Source organism: Carnimonas bestiolae (assembly GCF_051251145.1).
GTDB classification, from domain to species: domain Bacteria; phylum Pseudomonadota; class Gammaproteobacteria; order Pseudomonadales; family Halomonadaceae; genus Carnimonas; species Carnimonas bestiolae.
On record NZ_JBPCZK010000001.1, the window covers coordinates 104,830 to 124,159 of the forward strand.

General features: G+C 57.6%; 16 protein-coding genes and 2 tRNA genes. 12 read left to right on the plus strand and 6 right to left on the minus strand.

Features of this window, described 5'->3' with window-relative positions; genetic code table 11:
- The first annotated feature begins 12 nt into the window (after positions 1-12).
- The 3 genes from ybgF to R84865_RS00555 all read left to right on the plus strand — a co-directional run bounded on the left by ybgF (position 13) and on the right by R84865_RS00555 (position 3,117).
- Entirely contained in the window at positions 13-828 is an 816-nt protein-coding gene (gene ybgF / locus R84865_RS00545) for a tol-pal system protein YbgF (protein WP_435638553.1), read from the plus strand.
- Between the two features lie 447 nt (positions 829-1,275).
- Positions 1,276-2,691, plus strand: coding sequence for an aminotransferase-like domain-containing protein (locus tag R84865_RS00550; protein WP_435638554.1), 1,416 nt, complete (start codon positions 1,276-1,278; stop codon positions 2,689-2,691).
- Between the two features lie 78 nt (positions 2,692-2,769).
- Positions 2,770-3,117: a hypothetical protein gene (locus R84865_RS00555; RefSeq protein ID WP_435632454.1), complete on the plus strand. Its 348-nt coding sequence runs from the start codon at positions 2,770-2,772 to the stop codon at positions 3,115-3,117.
- Between the two features lie 144 nt (positions 3,118-3,261).
- On the opposite strand, the gene R84865_RS00560 is transcribed toward R84865_RS00555, so the two are convergent.
- Complete coding sequence (locus R84865_RS00560) at positions 3,262-3,981, minus strand: HAD family hydrolase (RefSeq protein WP_435638555.1); 720 nt, start codon at positions 3,979-3,981, stop codon at positions 3,262-3,264.
- A complete protein-coding gene (gene ubiG / locus R84865_RS00565) occupies positions 3,978-4,733 on the minus strand; it encodes a bifunctional 2-polyprenyl-6-hydroxyphenol methylase/3-demethylubiquinol 3-O-methyltransferase UbiG (RefSeq protein ID WP_435638556.1) in 756 nt (251 codons plus the stop codon). Before ubiG ends, R84865_RS00560 begins: the two co-directional genes overlap by 4 nt.
- A gap of 252 nt (positions 4,734-4,985) precedes the next feature.
- On the opposite strand from ubiG, the gene R84865_RS00570 reads away from it, so the two are divergent.
- The 4 genes from R84865_RS00570 to msrA are packed head-to-tail and all read left to right on the plus strand — an operon-like array spanning position 4,986 to position 12,106.
- Entirely contained in the window at positions 4,986-5,534 is a 549-nt protein-coding gene (locus tag R84865_RS00570) for a hypothetical protein (protein ID WP_435632457.1), read from the plus strand.
- 2 nt (positions 5,535-5,536) lie between these two features.
- Complete coding sequence (gene tamA / locus R84865_RS00575; RefSeq protein ID WP_435632458.1) at positions 5,537-7,378, plus strand: autotransporter assembly complex protein TamA; 1,842 nt, start codon at positions 5,537-5,539, stop codon at positions 7,376-7,378.
- Entirely contained in the window at positions 7,378-11,448 is a 4,071-nt protein-coding gene (tamB, locus tag R84865_RS00580; protein WP_435638557.1) for an autotransporter assembly complex protein TamB, read from the plus strand. The genes tamA and tamB overlap by 1 nt, the downstream gene beginning before the upstream one ends.
- A 31-nt stretch (positions 11,449-11,479) precedes the next feature.
- Positions 11,480-12,106, plus strand: a complete 627-nt coding sequence (msrA, locus tag R84865_RS00585) for a peptide-methionine (S)-S-oxide reductase MsrA (protein ID WP_435637743.1) — start codon at positions 11,480-11,482, stop codon at positions 12,104-12,106.
- 129 nt (positions 12,107-12,235) lie between these two features.
- Here msrA and R84865_RS00590 read toward each other — a convergent pair whose 3' ends face one another.
- Positions 12,236-13,252: a hydrolase gene (locus R84865_RS00590; protein WP_435638558.1), complete on the minus strand. Its 1,017-nt coding sequence runs from the start codon at positions 13,250-13,252 to the stop codon at positions 12,236-12,238.
- Between the two features lie 163 nt (positions 13,253-13,415).
- Positions 13,416-14,069 (minus strand): carbonic anhydrase, encoded by a 654-nt coding sequence (locus R84865_RS00595; protein ID WP_435632462.1) that lies wholly within the window; start codon positions 14,067-14,069, stop codon positions 13,416-13,418.
- A gap of 209 nt (positions 14,070-14,278) precedes the next feature.
- On the opposite strand from R84865_RS00595, the gene gorA reads away from it, so the two are divergent.
- Together gorA and R84865_RS00605 are read left to right on the plus strand one after the other, a co-directional pair.
- Complete coding sequence (gene gorA / locus R84865_RS00600) at positions 14,279-15,634, plus strand: glutathione-disulfide reductase (protein WP_435638559.1); 1,356 nt, start codon at positions 14,279-14,281, stop codon at positions 15,632-15,634.
- A gap of 409 nt (positions 15,635-16,043) precedes the next feature.
- Positions 16,044-16,367 (plus strand): phage holin family protein, encoded by a 324-nt coding sequence (locus R84865_RS00605; RefSeq protein WP_435632464.1) that lies wholly within the window; start codon positions 16,044-16,046, stop codon positions 16,365-16,367.
- 160 nt (positions 16,368-16,527) lie between these two features.
- Here the strand turns inward: R84865_RS00605 and R84865_RS00610 are convergent, their stop codons facing one another.
- Positions 16,528-16,968, minus strand: coding sequence for a DUF1161 domain-containing protein (locus tag R84865_RS00610; RefSeq protein ID WP_435637746.1), 441 nt, complete (start codon positions 16,966-16,968; stop codon positions 16,528-16,530).
- Between the two features lie 194 nt (positions 16,969-17,162).
- Between R84865_RS00610 and R84865_RS00615 the strand changes: the two genes are divergently transcribed.
- Entirely contained in the window at positions 17,163-18,044 is an 882-nt protein-coding gene (locus R84865_RS00615; RefSeq protein WP_435638560.1) for a phosphotransferase family protein, read from the plus strand.
- A 116-nt stretch (positions 18,045-18,160) separates the two neighbouring features.
- On the opposite strand, the gene R84865_RS00620 is transcribed toward R84865_RS00615, so the two are convergent.
- Positions 18,161-18,248 (minus strand) — tRNA-Ser (locus tag R84865_RS00620).
- Positions 18,249-18,489: 241 nt separating this feature from the next.
- On the opposite strand from R84865_RS00620, the gene R84865_RS00625 reads away from it, so the two are divergent.
- Positions 18,490-18,906 carry a carboxymuconolactone decarboxylase family protein gene (locus tag R84865_RS00625; protein WP_435637748.1) on the plus strand — a complete coding sequence of 139 codons (417 nt, stop codon included), beginning with the start codon at positions 18,490-18,492 and terminating at the stop codon, positions 18,904-18,906.
- A 98-nt stretch (positions 18,907-19,004) separates the two neighbouring features.
- Positions 19,005-19,095 (plus strand) — tRNA-Ser (locus R84865_RS00630).
- Positions 19,096-19,330 lie beyond the last annotated feature (235 nt).

A 19,330-nucleotide genomic window follows, 5' to 3' on the forward strand; every position in this document is an offset into this window, starting at 1 on the left:
CAGAGGTAAGTCATGAAACACAGTTTGAAAAAACTGTGCGGTGCGGGAGCCTTGTTGCTCCCGCTTTCCGTATGGGCCCAGGATGCTAGTATTTCCAGCGATCAGGCCGGCGGTCAGCAGCAAACCGCGTCCGGCAATCTGGCGCTTTTCAATCAGCTTCAGGATCAGCAGCAGGCGATTAACGACCTGCGTGGCCAAATCGAAGAGCTACAGCACCAGATCCAGCAATCTCAGGATCAAGGCCAGAAACGCTACCTCGATCTTGATACGCGCTTAGCCGATCTCGAAGGTGACGGCGATGGCGGTAGCGGTAGCGGGGCATCCAATAGCGATGCGCCAGCGGATGGTGATAACTCCGATGACGCGGGCGCAGCGGGTGCGGGCGCCGGGGCTGCAGCAGGCGCGGCGGCCAGCCAGTCAGGAAATTCTGATGATTCAGACGGTGCTAACGTTAGTGATCGTCAGGCATACAACGACGCTTTCGACCAGATTCGTGACAAGCATTACGACGAAGCCGAAAAAGCGTTCAAGGCGTTTAATCAGAACTACCCTGATTCACCGCTGTTGGCCAATTCCTACTATTGGCTGGGGCAAATCTATAGCAACAAGTCGCAGAACGATGGTGCCGCGCATGCCTTCGAAGCGGTGCTGAAAAAGTATCCAGACAGTGGTAAAGCACCGGATTCTGCTTACGCGCTTGCAATGATCAAAGCGCAGCAGGGCGACGACACCGGCGCTCAAAAACTGCTGGATGATCTGGTCAAGCAACATCCCGACTCCGATGCCGGCAAAAAAGCCAAGGCATTTCTCGCCAAGGTTAACGGCTAACGAGTCAGCGTATGTTTTCTTTACCGACTGTTGGCAGTGGTTTTCCCGCTGCCAACAGCATCGGTGTACTGGCGTACCATCTGCGCCAGTCTCATTTCTCCCCCATCCCTCCGCCTTTGTGGCAAGTGTCGAGCCCCGTGAATCGGCCTTCTTCTTACTCGCGCGCGCAACACCACGGTTTCACTGACGTCCCGGGACGAGTGAATTGTATGCATATATACATACAATTATCCCCTGTCATGCAGCTTTGTGGCGAAATGACGCAGCTATAGCGTTTTTTGTCGTTTTAGGAGTATGATTGCATGCACTTTGGTTGGTCTACAGCCAACAATGTATGCATAAATGCCTTATATTGTATGCATTTCTGTTCAGGCGGACGTATTACCCCGTTTGAAACGCTAGCAGCAGCTTTTGCAGGTGGAGTCGATCCAGCAGAAGGAGAGAAGCATGGCAACCTCACAATGGCGGCCCGTCATTCACGACTCACATGGGCCCAAATATCTGGCGATCGTGAACGCGCTGGAAACCGATATTGCCAGCGGCGCGCTAGTGCCGCTGCAAAAGTTGCCTGCTCAACGTGCGCTGGCCGAAGAGCTCGGCATTCACTTCACTACGGTTACGCGCGCCTATCGAGAAGCGCTTACGCGTGGACTGATTATTGCGCGGGTTGGTGCGGGCAGTTTCGTCTCCACCAAGGCCGCGCAGCACATCGAAGCCGCCAGGAGTGCGCAGCATCAGCGCCCTTTGGGAACGGATCACGCGGCGATCGATATGAGCATGAATCTTCCGCCTGAACCTGATGACGTTGCGCTGCAACAGCGCTTGCGTGACGATTTCGACGCACTTGGACGGCAGTTGCCTGAACTAATGCGCTATCAGCAGGCGGGGGGCACGCTGACCGACCGCGAGATTGCCTGCGACTGGCTAGCTCCGCGTATTCGCTGCCAGCAGGATCACACCGTCATTTTACCGGGGGTGCAGGCAACGCTGCTGGCCATTTTCATGCTGCTGAAGCTATCGCCCGTTAAGCCGCTGTGCTGTGCCGAGCTCACCTATCCAGGCGTCAAACGGGCCGCCTCCCAGCTCAACATTCCTCTTTGCGGTTTGCCGTTTGATAAGGAAGGTATCGATCCCGATGCCTTCGAACACGCCTGTCAGCAGCAGCAGGTGGGGGCGCTCTACCTGAATCCCGTGTTGCATAACCCGACGGCGCTGTCGATGTCGCTCAAACGCCGTCAGCACATTGCCGAGCTGGCGCTTCGTTACGGAGTGCCGATTATCGAAGACGACGCCTACGGCATGCTGCCTCGCCATCCCGAACCGTCAATCGCCAGTTTCGCACCGCACAATACCTGGTACATCGCCGGCTTATCGAAATGCCTTGGCGCAGGGCTGCGGCTTGCCTATGCCGTTGCACCTTCAGCCATCGAAGCGCAGCAGTTAATCAGCGTGTTGCGTGCCACCTCGGTGATGGCATCACCATTGACCACCGCTCTTGCCAGCCAGTGGATGACTCGCGGCACCGCCGCGCGTTTGCTGGAGGCTATTCGTACCGAAACCCGTTATCGACGTGAGATTGCAGAAAGTCTGCTGCCCGGCACTGCGCTGTCGGGGGAAAACAGCGCTTTCCACTTATGGCTCAAGCTGCCGGCCCATTGGACACGCGCAGCTTTCGCGCACCATCTGACCCGCCGAGGGGTATCGGTGGTGCCAAGCGATAGCTTTGCTGTTACCGAGCCACCGCCCGAAGCGGTGCGATTGTCGCTGGGTGGGGCTATTTCTCGCGCCGCACTGGACACCGCACTGACCGATATCGCGGCGACGCTCACTGAAGATCCTGCCAATGGGGCAGTGGTTATTTAGGCGCCGTTGTATCAGCCGCAGTGTGCGCTGACATAACGACACCACATTTATCTCTACTACTGATAAGGAGACCTTCGCATGACGTCACTAAGGCACTTCAAACTTGGCCTGTTGCCTTTCACTATCATGAATATTGTTGTTGCTTTGGCGCTGGTGATCGGCTTTCAATCACTCGACGCCTTCATGCACAACACCGCCGCGTGGCTGATACTTACGCCGCTGTTTGTGATCACACTGGTGCCGCGTATTCACGATACTGGGCTATCGCTGTTGGCGAGTTGGCTGTGGGGCCTGGCGACTGCAGCACTCATTCTGCTGTTTTTGGTAAATCAGCCGGCGGCGGGCGTTGCCGGTATTTGTTTCTGGACCTTTGCTGCCATGATGCCCACCGATATCTGCCACACGCTGGGACGGGTGCTGAGTTAAGCACGGTGATAGGGCGGTGACAGCTCCGTGTGGCTGCACTGGCGCTAATGCACCGCCTGAAGACAACAACGCCACGCGTTATGCGTGGCGTTGTTGGTTAATAGCTGCTCACAGCGCTAACGAATAGCGCTATCGATGCTGTCGCTAGGTAGAGCTTTCAGCCCAACAGGCTGAGGCATTTACCGAGGCATTGCCGGAATAGCGCTGTTTGAGCTGAGTGGTTAGCAGCGCGCTCAACTGAGCAGGGGTATCGCAGCGCCGATCGGCGTTCCAATCGCGAATATCGTCGGTAGGAGACAGATAGCCGTAGCCCACCGCAATGGCGCACATGCCACTAGCGTGCGCAGCATCCATATCGCGCCGATGATCGCCAATATAGCAACACTGCTCGGGAGTAACTTCTAGCTCAGCGGCGGCGGCGATCAGCGCTTCGGGATGAGGCTTGGCCTTAGCCACGTCATCACCGCATACCAGCGTCGGCGGTTCCAGCGATAGCGCTGCCAGCAGCGGTTCAGCGAAACGCCGCTCCTTGTTAGTCACTATTCCCCAGGGCTGATGATGCAAGCGCAATTGCGCTAACAGCGGCTCCAGGCCCGCGAATATCTGGCTGTGTTCGCCAAGACAGGCCGCATAATCGGCAAGCAACTGCTCCAGCGCCAGATCGTCGGCAGCTTCTCCGAGCGCCAAACGCGTTAGCGCCCGGCCGCCCATCGACACCTCAGCGCGCACTTGGTCGTCGGGCAGCGCTGGCAGCCCATAGCGTTCGCGCAGCAGGTTAGTGGCATGAATCAGGTCAGGAGCGGTATCGACGAGCGTACCGTCGAGATCAAACAGCACTGCCGCACACGGAATACTACCGGTCATGCGTTATCCTGCGGACGCTGGCAGTGCACCATGTAGTTCACATCGATATTGCTGCTCAGCCAATAGCGGCGGGTCAGCGGGTTGTAGTGAAGGCCGCGCTGATCGCGTGTATTCAGCCCCGCATGACGCGTCCAATTGGCCAGCTCCGAAGGACGGATGAAGCGCTGATACTCGTGCGTTCCTACCGGCAACAGTTTGAGGATGCGTTCGGCACCGATAATCGCGAACAAGTAGGATTTTGGATTACGGTTGATGGTACTGAAGAAGACTTGTCCGCCCGGTTTTACCAGCTTCTTGCAGGCCGCAATAATGGCAGCAGGGTCGGGTACATGCTCGAGCATTTCCATGCAGGTCACCACGTCGAAGCTGCCTGGCTGCTGCTCTGCAAGATCTTCAACGCTGATCAGCTGGTAGTCGACCTCAAGACCGCTTTCAGCGAGATGCAGCTTTGCCACCGCGAGCGGTGCTTCGCTAAGATCGATGGCCGTTACCTGCGCACCGCGGCGGGCCATTGATTCGCTGAGAATGCCGCCTCCGCAGCCCACATCGAGTACTTTCTTGTCGGCCAGCGAACCGCTGTGCTCTTCGATATAGCCAAGGCGCAGCGGGTTGATGTCGTGAAGCGGTTTGAAATTGCCGTCACGATCCCACCATTGCTGGGCCAGTGCACCAAACTTGTCAAGTTCGGCCTGGTCGAAGTTGTTGCTGGTGCGCTGCGCGCCTTGCTCAGCTTGGGAAGCGTTGAGGGTCATAACCTGCTCCAGATAATAAGACCGCCAGTAACGAACCAGCGAGAATGTACGTCGGAAAACAATTGACGCTAAGTTTACCCCCCGAAGGCGGTTAGTTTCATCCTGCTATTCGCTTGAATGTGACAACCCGTTATCATCACTCGCGTATTTCCACCACAATGGTCTAGTGTTCATAGCCGCCGGTCAGCGACAGGTGCAGTATTAACGCGTTACCTGCACAGCGTTGCCGTAATGCACAGATGGAGAAACAGCATGCCTGAGCCCGATATCGGCTCCCGAGACCCTTATGCGATTGTACCGGGCGAGGACGAATTGCTAGCGCGTCCGCGCCCCGGGCAGCGTCCCGTTAAACGGGTGAGTTGGCCGGGCGTATTGCTGGCGCTGTTGGCGCTCGCGGGAGTTATTGCGCTGGCCGCGTTTTATGCCAACGATCGCCAGCAACTGCTGTCGAGCAATGGTCGCTATCAACAGCAGCTGCAGCAGGCAACGCGCGACATCGAAGCATTACAACACCAGCAAGCCGCGCTGGCTGACAAACTTAACGATCACCAGCATCGGCTGGATGCGCTGCCTAATATCGAGCCGCAGCGGCTCGACGCGATGGACGTGCAGCTAGGTGCTCTGGGGGTGGCGTTGCGCGCGCTACAGCAGCAGAGCAGCGATGCAAACGCCGCTGACACGCAGCAAGCGCCGAATGACCAGCAGCACTCCCTGGGCTTTCGTTTAGCAGCGCTGGAGGATCAGCTGCACTCGCTGAACGAGCGTGTTTCGTCCTTGGAATCAGGTAACGCTTCTCACTGACTATGATGCTACCCCTTGCGTTGAATCATCAGCGAACCTTTCTTCCGCTCAAGCGAATGGTGGGTTGCGTAGGAACACTTTCGGCGTGTGCGCTATGGCCGCTTCACGCATCGGCACTGGAAGCCGATGTGCATGGCGTAGGTGGTGAGGTGCGCAGTAACGTTGTCGCGTATCTGGCCCCGCTCAAGATTCCTGCCAACTCACGTCCCGAGCTCTACGGCAATAGCGTGCACAGCGATGTGGTCAGCGCGCTAAAGGCGTATGGCTACTATACGCCCACTATCGAGGTGAAATTCCGCGATCGTCAGCACGTCGACGTTCATATCGACAAGGGGCCACAAACCCACGTCAAGGTGCTGGATGTACAGATTGTGGGAGAAGCAAGCGAAGACCCTGAAGTCAAAAAGTTGCTGGCCAATAGCGCCCTGATGAAAGACAAGGGCAAGCCGCTGTCCCACGAACATTACGAATACCTGAAAAAGCAGCTTGATACGCTGGCGCTGAGCCGTGGTTATTTCGATGCCAGCTATCCGCTGCATCGTATTGAGGTGCGGCCGTGGGAGCAGCGCGCGGATATCTATCTGGTTTACGTGTCGGGCAAGCGCTACCGCTATGGCGATATCGATGTGGAAGGCAGCCAGATTCGCCGTTCCAGTATCGATGCCCTGCAACCGTTTAAGAAAGGCGACCCGTACCAAACCAGCGATATCGCGGAATTCAACAACCGCCTGGGGCGTACCAACTGGTTCCGCAGCGTGTCAGTGCGACCGCAGCTCGACCAACAGCACAACCACAATGAGCAAATGACGCGGCCCTCGAATGATGATTCGACGGTGACCTCCGCACAGCAGAATGCCGCCGCCCAGCGCGCGGTCGCCCCGGTAAGCGTCAATGTGGTTGCCGCTGATCGTGATCAATTCAAGACCGGCATCGGCTACTCCACCGACGACGGCCCGCACGTTCAGTTCGGCTGGACGCGTCCGTGGATGAATGATCGCGGCGATTCGCTGACCAATAGTCTTTACTTCTCTCAACGCCGTCAGTCGTTAGCGGGGCAGTACCGAATACCGCTCGAACAGCCGCTGAACGATGCCTATGAATTCAATTATGGCTTCGACTACGTTGACGACAACGATACGCGCAGCCGCAAACTGTGGTTCACGCCCACGCGCGTCTGGCACTTCGCCAACGGTTGGAATCAGCGGCTCTATGTGCGCTTCAGTCAGGAAGATTTCACTCAGGCCAGCGACAGCGCCGATGTCTTCCTTATTACTCCGGGAATCGCCTGGGATCGCACTGCGGTAGATAACGAGCAGTTCCCAATGCATGGGAACCGCCAGGATCTTACCGTAGAAGGCACGACCAAGCAGTTTGGTTCCGATATTTCGTTTTTGCGTGCCGTTGCTACCACGCGCTGGATAGAAAGCATCGGCAACGACAATCGGTTTTTCCTGCGCGGCAATATTGCTGCCACGCAAACCGACTCGTTCTCGAAAATGCCGCCCAGCTTGCGCTTCTTTGCGGGCGGCGATTCAAGCGTACGCGGCTACTCCTACGAAACTCTGGCACCGCGCGATCACAAGGACGATTTGCTGGGCGGCAAGAATATGCTCACCGGCACCTTCGAGTATCAACGGCGTATCACTGGAGCCTGGTGGGGGGCCGCTTTCTACGATGTAGGTAACGCGTTTACTAGCTGGTCGGATCAATCGCTGAAGCGCGCCGCTGGCGTGGGTATTCGCTGGATTTCGCCGGTGGGGCCGATCCGGCTCGATCTCGCGCATCCGTTTGACGATGATCGTTCGTCTTGGCGCGTTCACTTTGCCATTGGGCCGGAGTTCTAATGCGATTACTGCGATATTCCCTTTGGTCGGTGGTGGCTCTGTTTGGCGTGCTGCTGGTAGTGATTGGCATTTTATTATCGCCATGGGGCACCAGTTGGGCACTGCATCAGGCCAAATCACGTGGCTTGATCGACTTCTCGCGGGTAAAAGGCGCGCCTTTGGAGCACTTCGAGCTGGATGATCTGCACCTTGAGGTGGCGGGTACGCAGGTTAGCGCGCGAGCGCTGCGTCTCGATTGGCTAAACAACGCCCTGATCAAGGGAAGCGTGGGGCTTTCCAACCTGAGTGCCGACCAGGTGGCCATTACGCTGGCACCGTCTGATCCGAATCAGCCTCAGCAAGAGAGTGACCAGGGCCTGCCGGGACGCATCTCGCTGCCGGTCAGTGTCGATGTGCAACAGCTGGTGCTGAACGATGTAAGCCTGATCCTGCCCGCCGCAACTGATACCGAATCAGACCCCACTGCACAAAACGCTACGCGCATTCATTGGCAGCATTTTGCCAGCGCAGTGGCTTTTTCCAACAGCCAATTGCGGTTGGGAGAAACGCATCTCGACTCGCCCCATATCTCGCTGGCGAAGGCGGCCGAGCCTGAGAAGAGCGACGACGCGGCTGCGTCCCAGAGTGCCACTTCCGCATCACTCGACAGCGACATTAATGTTGCCGCCGCCACTAAGGTGGCCAGCGCAACGACCCGTCCCACTCGCGGCGACGGCAGCGCTATTGCTAACCCGCTGGCCGCATTCGCCAGCAACGATCTCACCGATGCCCATCAGCAAATCGAACTTCCCGCTATCGAACTGCCCATCGATATCGATGCACCTTCGCTTGAGGTCAGCGATTTCGTGCTTGACGGTGAGCAGCCGTTCACACTTGATCGCATTGCGCTTGCGCTCAAGGCAGAGAATTCGCGCGTAGAAGTGCAAAAACTCAGCCTGACCGGACCTGATCTTAACGCCGAGCTGACGGCAGATATCGCTCTTAAAGACCAGTACCCCATTGCGCTGCATCTGCACGGCACCTCGCAACTGGAGCCGCTCAAGGGCGAGCAGTTGAGCATAGATGCCAGTGGCTCACTGGCAGCGCTTGATCTAGCGATAGCCGCCAGCGGCCCGCAGCAGGCTACTATCAAGGCACAGCTAAACGCACTCGATCAGCGTCTACCGTTCAAGGCGAGCGTGCGCTCGCCGCACGTGCAATGGCCGTTGCCCGGAATGCCTGAAAAGGACGCGCAGGGGCAGGCCATTGCTCAATACCGCGTCGATGATCTGGCGCTTGAAGCGAACGGCAATCTCAATCGGTATGCGCTATCGCTGTCCGGAAATGCATCAGGCTCGCAGCTTAAGCCGCTCGCACTCGCCGTCACCGGCAGCGGTGATTACCAGCATTTTGATTGGCAGCCGCTGAAGATCGATGCGGGCAAGGGCGGTAGCGTGGAAAGCGCGGGTACCGTCAATTGGGCTACCGGGCTGTGGCTGAAGGCTTCGCTGAAGCTGCAACATCTCAAGCCACAAACCTTCACGCCTGCGGTACAGGGCGATATCAGCGGCGCTGGCGAGGCGGCCTTCAACCTACAGAATAATAACGGCTGGAACGTCAATGTGCCGACGCTGAAACTGACAGGCCAGCTAGCCGGAAAACCGCTGACTGCCGATGCACGCTTTGCAGCCAACAGTGATTTAGCACTACAGATCGAACGTTTGGACGTACGCCAAGGCGCCAATAGCGTGCAGGCCAAGGGCAAGGTCGACCAGCAGCTTGATCTCAATGCGGACATCAACGCACCTGCGCTCGGCTCTTTGCTTCCGCAGCTCGGCGGCGCGGTGAACGGTAAGTTGCGCCTCGCGGGCTCGCTCAAACAGCCACGCGGCGATATCACGCTTAACGGGCGCAGCGTCAAATATGGTGACAATCATCTTGGCTCGCTTGATCTCAGTGCCCACAGTGAAGGAATCGACGATCCCAGCATGCAGTTAATGCTGAACGCGGCCGACATCGTGGCAGGCGGCCAACAGCTCGCCAAGGTGAGTGCCAATCTGGATGGCCGGTTGAGCAAGCATCGTCTGAGTCTCGATGTTGCTGGCAATTCCAAAGGGCCGCTGGTCAGCCTGGCCACGCGGCTCGATGGCGGCTACGACATGAATGCCGGTCACTACCGCGGCACCATCGGCTCACTCACCAGCGATCTTGGGCAGGCCGGAACGCTAGCCCTCGATTCGCCGCTGCGTTTTGACGCCAACGTCAACGATAGCTCGGCAACGGTCCAGCCTTTCTGTCTTAACCGCCAGCAGGGCGGCGGCCTGTGTCTAACCCGCCAGATGAAGGCATCGGCGGACAATGGCACCGCGGCGCTAGCGCTAAATCGCCTGCCCGTCGAGATGGTAAATGAATTTCTGCCACCGCCGTGGCAGCTGTCGGGCAGCGCCGCCGGTAACCTCGAAGCGCGTTGGTCGAACGGCGGCCAGAACTTCAACGCCACGGGAGCCATTAACGGCAAGCTGCTGGTGCGCGGTGAAGATACCGCGGGCAACGCCTTCCAGGTCCCCGCAATCGCGCTGGATACGCGTTTCGATGCAAACGACCGCAATGCCCATTTGGCCCTGACCACGCAGCTTGAGCAGGCGGGCAGCCTCACCCTCGATGCCAACGTGCGCGATCCGCTGGGGCAGCGCAGTCTATCGGGACGGCTACAGCTCGCATCGCTGCAGCTTGGTCCTTATCAACCGCTGGTGCCGGGAATGCGCAAGCTGACCGGAGAACTGAACGGTGATGTGCGGCTGGCGGGCAGCGCCGAGCAACCGCTGTTAAACGGCCAGATCGTACTCGACAAGGTAAGCGCCCAGGGCGAGCAGCTACCGCTGGAGCTAAACGATGCGCGTCTTGGCGTAGCGCTTAATGGCAACAGCGGCGTTATTGATGGCTACCTGAAATCGGGCGACGCGCGCTGGGGCCTGAACGGCCGGGCAGACTGGCCGAGTAGCGGTGATTGGCATGCCACACTGGCGCTTGATGGCAAACATTCACCGCTCGAAGCGCAGGCGCTCGAATACGGCCGCGTGCGCATTGCGCCTGACATCCACGTCGATGCAACGCCCGCACGGCTGGCGATTACCGGCGCGGTAGGCATTCCGTGGGCGCGTATCGAAGTAGCCCAGTTGCCTGAGTTCGCGCAAGCGCCTTCCACCGATGAAGTGGTGCTGACCCAGCAGCAGGCGGCGCAATTGGATGAAGCGCGCCAGCGGCTTGCTCCCGGACAGGCCGCGGGCAGCGAAGACAGCGCTAAAGCGGTATGGGCGACCACTCAGGAACTCAGCAAGGCTGGCATGGCGCTCGATCTCAACGTGGCGCTGCGCATGGGCGACGATGTGCGCTTGGCTGCTTACGGGCTGAATACCCGCCTGGCCGGCCAGGTGAATATACGTGAGAACAATCAGGGAGCGGGCGCGCTGCAGATGTTCGGTGATATCAGCCTCGAAGACGGTCGCTTCTCGTCGTTTGGGCAGAAGTTAACGATCAATCGCGGCAAAATCACCTTCAACGGGCCACCGTCAACACCGATGCTGGACTTCGAAGCCATCCGTAACCCCGACACTATCGAAGATGACGTGACAGCGGGCATTCGGGTCACCGGCTCAGCGATGGCGCCGCAGCTGAAAATCTTCTCGGATCCGGCCATGAACGAAACCACCGCGCTGTCGTATCTGCTGCGCGGGCGTGCTCCTGATGCCGACGGCGACGATAACGCGCTAACGTCTGCGCTGATTGGTTTGTCAGTGTCGCAAAGTGGGCGAGCGGTGGGAGCTTTGGGTGAAGCCTTCGGCATTCAGGATCTGGCCTTGGATACCGCTGGCACCGGCGATAGCAGTCAGGTGGTTGTAAGCGGCTATCTCAACCCCAATCTTAAAGTCAGCTACGGCGTTGGCGTATTTTCCTCGATTGCGGAACTAACGCTGCGCTATCGATTGTTGCAAAACCTTTATGTGCAGGCAGTGTCGGGCGGCAATCAGGCCCTCGATCTGCTTTATTCATTCAGCTTTGGCCGCACGCCTGATCCTCAAAGCGATCAGTAAGTCGACGACCATCTTTTCTAGGAGACGCGGCATGGCACGTTCAGTTTCACTGCCAGACCCCGACCAAGCGCTCGCGGGCAGAAGCGAGCCCACTCGGATCAGTGGCGTACACATGGTCAATGGTCACTCGATGCTGCCGCCCTGGGTGACGGGCGCAGAGCAGATCGTGCTCGGACTCGGGTGCTTTTGGGGTGCCGAGCGGTTGTTCTGGCAATTGCCCGGGGTGCTGGTAACGGCAGCGGGGTATGCCGGCGGCATAACGCCCAACCCTAGCTACGAAGAAGTGTGCAGCGGCCAGACCGGCCATGCCGAGGTAGTGAGAGTGGTGTTCGACCCGCAGCAGCTATCGCTCGATACGCTGCTCAAGCATTTCTGGGAAGCCCATGACCCCACACAGGGAATGCGGCAGGGCAACGACATCGGTTCCCAGTACCGCTCTGCCATCTACTACACCAGTGAAGCTCAGCGCCAGGCCGCGCTGGCCTCACGTGCCCAATACAGTGCCGCACTGAGTGAGGCAGGCAAGGGAGAGGTGACCACCGAGATAGCGCCGCTGGCGCGTTTCTATTACGCCGAAGAATATCACCAGCAGTATCTGGCCAAGAATCCCGCAGGGTACTGCGGCCTGAAAGGCACCGGCGTGGCCTGTGCCATCTAAGACAGCCTGAATACTGCGTTGATTCAAATGAAAACGGCTGCATCCATCGATGCAGCCGTCTTCGTTGGGCGAAAAATAAAGCGCTTCATTCGTTTCAGGCAGACAACACTGCCCGCGAACCGTTTTCGCTTAAGGGTAGACCACGCTTAGCTCAGGCATTTCTACCCAGCGTTCCACCTGCGTGACAATGCGTTCGATCATCCAAGAGTGCGGCAGGCCTTTGTGTTGCTCAACAAAGCCCAAATGACCGCCGTGACGCGCTAGCTCGATCCGCACGTTAGCGGAAGGCAAGGGCAGGCGCATGAAAATATCGCCGGGCACGTAGGGGTCATCCTGAGCGTGCAAAATCAATGTCGGCAGCTCCAGACGATCGAGCAGGGCACCGGCGGATGCGCGGCGATAGTAGTCGGTCGCTGAACTGAACCCATACAGCGGCGCGGTCACTTCGTTGTCGAACGCCCACAGGGTATCGATGCGCTGCAGCTGCTGCGCGCTGATCTCAAGCGGCAGCAGCTTTTCTTCACGTTTGCGTTCGATGCGTCGCCGCATGCGTCGCAGCAAATTCCGCTGGTAGTGCCGAGCCTGACCGAGATTAAGCGCATCGGAGCGACTTGCGAGATCGAGCGGCGCACTTACCGAAATCGCACCGGCGATATCCAGGCCGTCACCGCCTTGCTCGGCGGCCAGCTTCAGCAATACGTTGCCACCGATTGAAAAGCCTACCGCGACCTTTGGGGCATGGGGAAAGCGGCGGGCTAGCACGCTCATCAGCCAGTAGGCATCGGCGGTATCGCCGGCGTGATAGCCGCGAGAGGAGCGATTCTGCACTTGCCCGCAGCCCCTGAAATGCATTACCACCGCGCGCCAACCTTTGCGCGCCACTGATGCCAGTAAGGCGCGAGTAGAAGGCGAACGCAACAGTGAGGATTCTTCTTCGGTAAGGATGACCAACATCGGCGTATTGGCAGCTGCGGTAGTCGGAACACTCCATCCCAACTCGAGCACATCGCCATCGGGAAGTTCCAGAAGCTCGGTATCGAATCGCGGAATGCTGCGCCATAGCAGATGGGGAGCCAGCGTTTGCAGCTGACGATGCTTCAGCCAGCGCGGCGCAATAAAATCAGCATTGAAGAGCGTTCTAGCCATAAGCGGCGTACGTGTCCTGTAAGGTAGGGCAGCTACCGTGAAGTCGAGGTGACTTCAGCTTAAGACCGCAAAGGGGGGCGAGAGTTCTATCCGTTGCCAACGATTCTGCCGCGCCACCGAATCTCATCGGCAATAGGCCGCAGCAGAATCGCAGTACCTGACGTTAATCCAAGCGGTACAGCTGCGGTACCTTGTCGAAACCGGATACCGTGCACTCAAGGTTATTGATCAAGCCGTCCTTGAGACTGTGGCACCAGCCATGAATGGTCAGCGGCTGTCCACGCAGCCAAGCGCGCTGCACAATACGCGTGCTGGCAAGATTGCGTACCTGCATACGCACGTTGATCTCGCACATGCGGTCGTGCTGCTCCTTGTTGGGCAAATGCGCCAATTCTTCACGACGACGCACATATTCCTGGCGAATGGGGTGCAGCCAGTCGTCGAGAATACCGCCATTGCCCGGCGCGTTCATCGAGGCGTTAACACCGCCGCAGCCATAATGCCCAACCACCAGAATATCGCGTACCTTCAGCGAATCCACCGCGAACTCTACCGCCGCCATGGTGTTTACATCATTGTTGTAAATGATGTTGGCCACGCTTCTGTGCACGAACACGGTGCCGGGCGGTACGTCCAGCACGGTTTCTGCCGGCACGCGACTGTCGCCACAGCCGATCCACAAATAACCGGGACGCTGTCCGTCCACCAAGCGTGTGAAAAACTCGGGGTCGCGCTCGTGCATGCGGCGTGACCAATCGCGATTGTTATTGATCAGGTCGGAAATACTGAATGATTGCGAAGCGGGTTTTTCGCCCATGAAGGATATCTACTCTTCAGCCAATTGGTGTGGAGCACCTTTTACCGTGACTGGCACAGCGGGTCAAATATTAACCGTTTGTCCTCGGCGCTTTGCCAGCATCTTCGCTGCGTTCAACGCGGCCTATTATGTTAGCCTCATCGTTAAGTAATAGCCGTTCGGCGACAGCATTTCGCCTGACGTCGTCCAAGCCTATAAAGAGGTAGTAAATGTCTGATTACCAGTATGATTTGATTGTTATTGGCGGTGGCTCGGGGGGTGTTAGGGCGGCGCGGGTAGCTGCCATTGGCGGCGCACGAGTGGCGCTGGCCGAGCAGTCGCGGTTAGGTGGCACCTGCGTCAACGTAGGCTGTGTGCCGAAAAAGTTCTTCTCTTATGCAGCGCATTTTGCTGAAGGCTTCGAGCAAAGCCGCGGCTACGGCTTCCAAAGTGAGCATCACTTCGATTGGCCAACGCTGCGTGATAACACCGCCAGCGAGATTGAGCGCTTGAACGGAATTTATCAGTCGCTGCTTGATAAGGCCGGCGTCGAGCTGCTGCCATGGCACGCTCGCATTGAGGGGCCACACGAGGTAAGCGTTAACGGCAAGCGTTTGACCACCGAACGTATTCTGATAGCGGTCGGAGGCAAGCCGCGCCAGCTCGATTTCGACGGCGCAAGCAAGATGGTTAGCTCCAACGAGATGTTCTCGCTGGACACCCTTCCCAAACGGCTAGTGGTATATGGTGGCGGCTATATTGCGGTGGAGTTTGCCAGTATTCTCAATGGACTAGGCGTGGATACCACGCTGGTCTATCGCGGCGAGCTATTCCTGAAGGGCTTCGATCAGGAACTGCGCGAATTTTTACGCGACGAAATTAGCGCCAAGGGCGTGAAGCTGCATTTCAACGCCAATATTGTCGGCATTGAGGAAAGCGAAGGCGTGCATCAGGTCTCGCTTGACGACGGTAGCACTCTCGAGGCCGAACTGGTGCTTAGCGCCGTTGGCCGCGACCCCAACTTCGACGGGTTAGGGCTCGATAGCGTCGATGTAGCGCTCGATGAAAGCGGCTTTATCGAGGTGGATGACGCCTACCGAACCTCAACACCGTCCATCCTGGCGCTCGGCGACGTTATCGATACCCCTCAGCTGACGCCGGTCGCCATTGCCGAGGCCATTCGGATGGTCGCTATCCATTTCGAGCAGCGTCGTCCCGCACCGATTAATTATGACGCGGTTGCCACGGCGGTGTTCTGCTCGCCTAATGCGGCTACCGTTGGTCTTACCGAGGAGCAGGCGCGTCAGCGTTACGACGGGCTGCGCATTTATGTGTCATCGTTCCGGCCCTTGATGCATACGCTGGCGAAAGACGACGCACGCTGCTTCATGAAACTGATCGTGGACGATGCCAGCGATAGGGTCGTGGGCGTGCATGTGGCGGGAGCCGATGCGGGGGAATTGGTGCAAGGACTTGCCATCGGGGTGCAGGCAGGCATTACCAAGCAGCAGTACGACGCCACCATTGGCATCCATCCCACCAGCGCGGAAGAGATTGTGACCATGCGTGAAGTGACGCGCCGTTAATGCGTTAGCAAGCGTTGTTAAAGCAGGCCAGTAAAACGCTACACCGGGTGGTGTAGCGTTTTTGCTTGCGAGCCTTTATCCACGGAAAGACTTAAGCCTCATTCCCTCCGCCCCACAGCCCGCGTGCCGATACAGACAGGGCAACGAGATGCAGTGTGCGTTGGTAGCGCCTGCTTACGACCCTATCTACGTCATCACGTTTGAGGAAGTCAGGCCATGGCTCACGCAACCACCCGGATCGTCTCAGCGCATTGCCGCCGGTCGACTCTGCTACCAACCGGATATTCTGCAATATCTCTTATGGCGGAGTGTTCCGCACACGTCGATCGGCGGTGCGGCGACTGCCACGTGCACGAGCAACGCGTTGCTGCGAGGTACTGTTCCAATACGCACGTGGAGGTCAGTCATCATGGCGCATGATTACATCGTCGCTATAGCGCTTGAGTTACCTTCACTGGGATACCTGGTACTCGGCAGCTACGCCATGATGCTTAGCTTTTGTATCGCCTATGTGCGCTCTCGGCTCGGGGATGCGGCGCCAGGACGCGCGCTGCTTGAGGGCCTGCTGTGCGGTTGTTTGAGTCTAGCGAGCTTTCCGCTGCTGCAGCACCTGAGCCTGAATCCTTATCTTGCGGTAGCGATTGGCGCCGTAGTCGCTTTTCTAGGGGGCGATTGGCTGAAGGAAACACTGGCAGCGGTAGTAGGGCACTTTATCGATCGACGACAGCGTTAACGTGTCAGCGCTTACTCCCCACCATCCACCGCGTTGCGGGCAAAAAAATGCCCCGAGTATCAGACCATCTGAGGCTCGGGGCTTTCTTTCAACGCGCTCAATACAACAAGCGCTGTACGGTGACTAGATCAACGATTCAACGTCGATACAGCGCCGTTTGTTAGTCAGAGTGGGCGCTCTGCTCAGCTTCGTTAGGCGCTTCACCCGATACCGGCGTTTCGGAAGAGCCGCTTACTGAACCAGGACGCTGTACGCCGCCCTTGAAGGAACCGGGCTTGCTGCCGGATACAGGAGCAGCCTGGTCGTCGCTAGGGCTGTGATCACTGCCGGAAGCCTGACTGCTGCTTGAGCTGCTGTGGCCGCCGCCGTTACGGTCATACACCACTTTGCGAGTTTGCCCCTCGCAAGAGCCAATGACTTTCCCGCCGGCCTGCTGAGCTTCGGCATTGGGGACTGCCTCGATACTGTAACTACCCGCAGGCACGCCATTGCTTTCGATCTTCTGGGATAGCCGATTGATCAGGCTGTCACAGCTGGCATATGCCTGAGTGGAGATAACCGCAGCAGAGGACAGCAGCGCTACCGCTAAACACTTTTTCATTGCAATGACTCCTTTTAATGTAGAAGAAGACGTGCCAGGCACCTCTTCTCACTCGCACCGAACCAGGTGATACAAGTGCTAATGTACCATTATGATCAACTTAGTGACGGTTCAGGTCGCGATATCGATCCGGCTATTTTTCTATCAAGGTTACTGTATGCGCAGAGTCGCCATCGTTATAGGCCCACCACTGCATGAGCGATAGTAAAGCACATCGCCTCAAGGGCATCCAGAATTCGAAAAGTCTACGCTTGGCTGCGCGGCTTGGACACAGCGTTACGCCTATCGCATTAAGATTCGACGATGCTGCCAACTGGCTATGGCGAGGTCACGGGCGCGTCTACAAACTGGCACGGCAGTCCCAGCGCAAGGCGCCTTTCTGGAACGGCGCCAACCAGCTGTTCGGGATAGATCGCTGGCGCGATGCGACGCGCTTACCCGCGATTAGCGATCATTTACCGAGCAACCTGCCAATGCCCGCCGAGCCGATGCGTTACGAAGGCCGCCTGGATGGCGCGCCCTGGTGGTCGCAATCATGGGTCAGTGGCGAGGTCGCAGGATGGACAAACGACTTTGCTCATAGCCTAGGACGACAGTGCGCGCTGCTAGGGCGACGCCACAGTGTTCAGTTCGGGCGCTTTCCCGCGCCCACCTTCGCCTTGGACAGCTGGAACGCCCGCGTCACTCGCTATCTGAACAGTGTTTCACCCAACTCGAACCTGGGCGACACGGCAACCCTGCTTGCATCACTGCCAGCGCCGCCGAAAAGCGCCATACCGCTACTGCTCGACCTGCGCGAAGACCAATTCATGCGTACAAGTGACGGCTATTGCTGGCTCGATTGGGAAGCGATGGTGTGGGCACCGACCGAATTCGCGTGGGCGCTTATCGAAATACTGGTACCCGCCGATTATCGCGAGGCTTTTTTGGCAGGCTACGGCGAGCAGCCAAAGGTTCAGCAACTCATCCAATGGCGACACGCCTGCCGCGCTCTATTTGTAGCAATGGGGCTATGGGGAGAGATGAGTCTCGAAGCGCTCGACCGTTACGACTGCTGGCTAGCGCCACGTGGGTGAGTGCTTGCAGTAGGGCAATTCCAATTAAAGATACCCAATGGCTAACTGCTCGGGGGAGAGCGCTAGGCACAAAAAAACCCGAACCCTCGCGATAATTAGGGTTCGGGCTTGGTATTTGGCGGAAGGCGTAGGATTCGAACCTACGGGGCTATTACACCCGGTTGTTTTCGAAACAACTGCATTCGGCCACTCTGCCAGCCTTCCGAAGTCGGGGTAGGCCCCGATTGAGCGCGCATACGTTACCAAGGCCAGCCTATGTTGTCCAGACACATAAATGTAACCTGGGTGAAAACTATCAATCGAGGCTGTAGAAAAGAGTACCAAATCGGTATTCAATAGCAGTATTGGATGGCATGCCGTCTATGCCGCTTCGAGCGGAACGCCGACGGAAGGGCAGCAAAAGCGCTGTCATGGCTTCGATTCACGCTATTTTCTGGGGTTAATGATGGCCCGCACGCTCATTGATGTGACCGATATTTATCATACCAGCCGTAAAATCAGGCAGTGTACGCTGGATCCCTCCATTCGCTGTTTGGCAGAGTTGCGCACCTGTCAGTTGAACGGCTGTGAGAATTGCACGCACTCGCAGCTAGTCGAAGCGGAATCGCTCGGACTGAAAGAGAAGGTAGAGCAGCTAGCCAACTGGTCGAGCTCCGCTACCTTTAGCGCGCGCGAGCGGGCAGCCCTTGCCTGGTGTGAAAACTTCATTCATCGCTCCAGCGAAGACGACCGGATTCGCCGTGAAGCGATTGAAAACTTCACCGGCACTGAACTGGCCGATTTGATGCTGACCGTACAGCTGACCAGCACCCTAAACCGGGTCGCACGCAAGTACGGTGATCAAAGTGCGCAAGTAGGCTAGAAATTGCCATCCAATGATGCTTTAGGTTCCGCTAACCAACTGAATCGGAAGCATCTATTGACGGGACGCAAAAAGCTGGTAAGATGCGCCCCGTGTCCGGAGGGATGGCAGAGCGGTTGAATGCACCGGTCTTGAAAACCGGCAAAGGTTAATAGCCTTTCCAGGGTTCGAATCCCTGTCCCTCCGCCACTTATTTCAAAAACCAGTCGCTTTCGGGCGGCTGGTTTTTTTGTGGTCAAACACCGCCATCCACCTCGGAACCATCCCCCACAGCGAACGCTGTTGTTGGCATTTCGGCAGCGTCCCCATTGGCCGCTCAGCACAGCGGGGCGGTAATATCACCGAGGTTTAATAATATAACCTTAAGACTTTTAGTCTATTGCTCAATCCGGGCCAGATGGTTCATGGTCTAGTGGCATATACC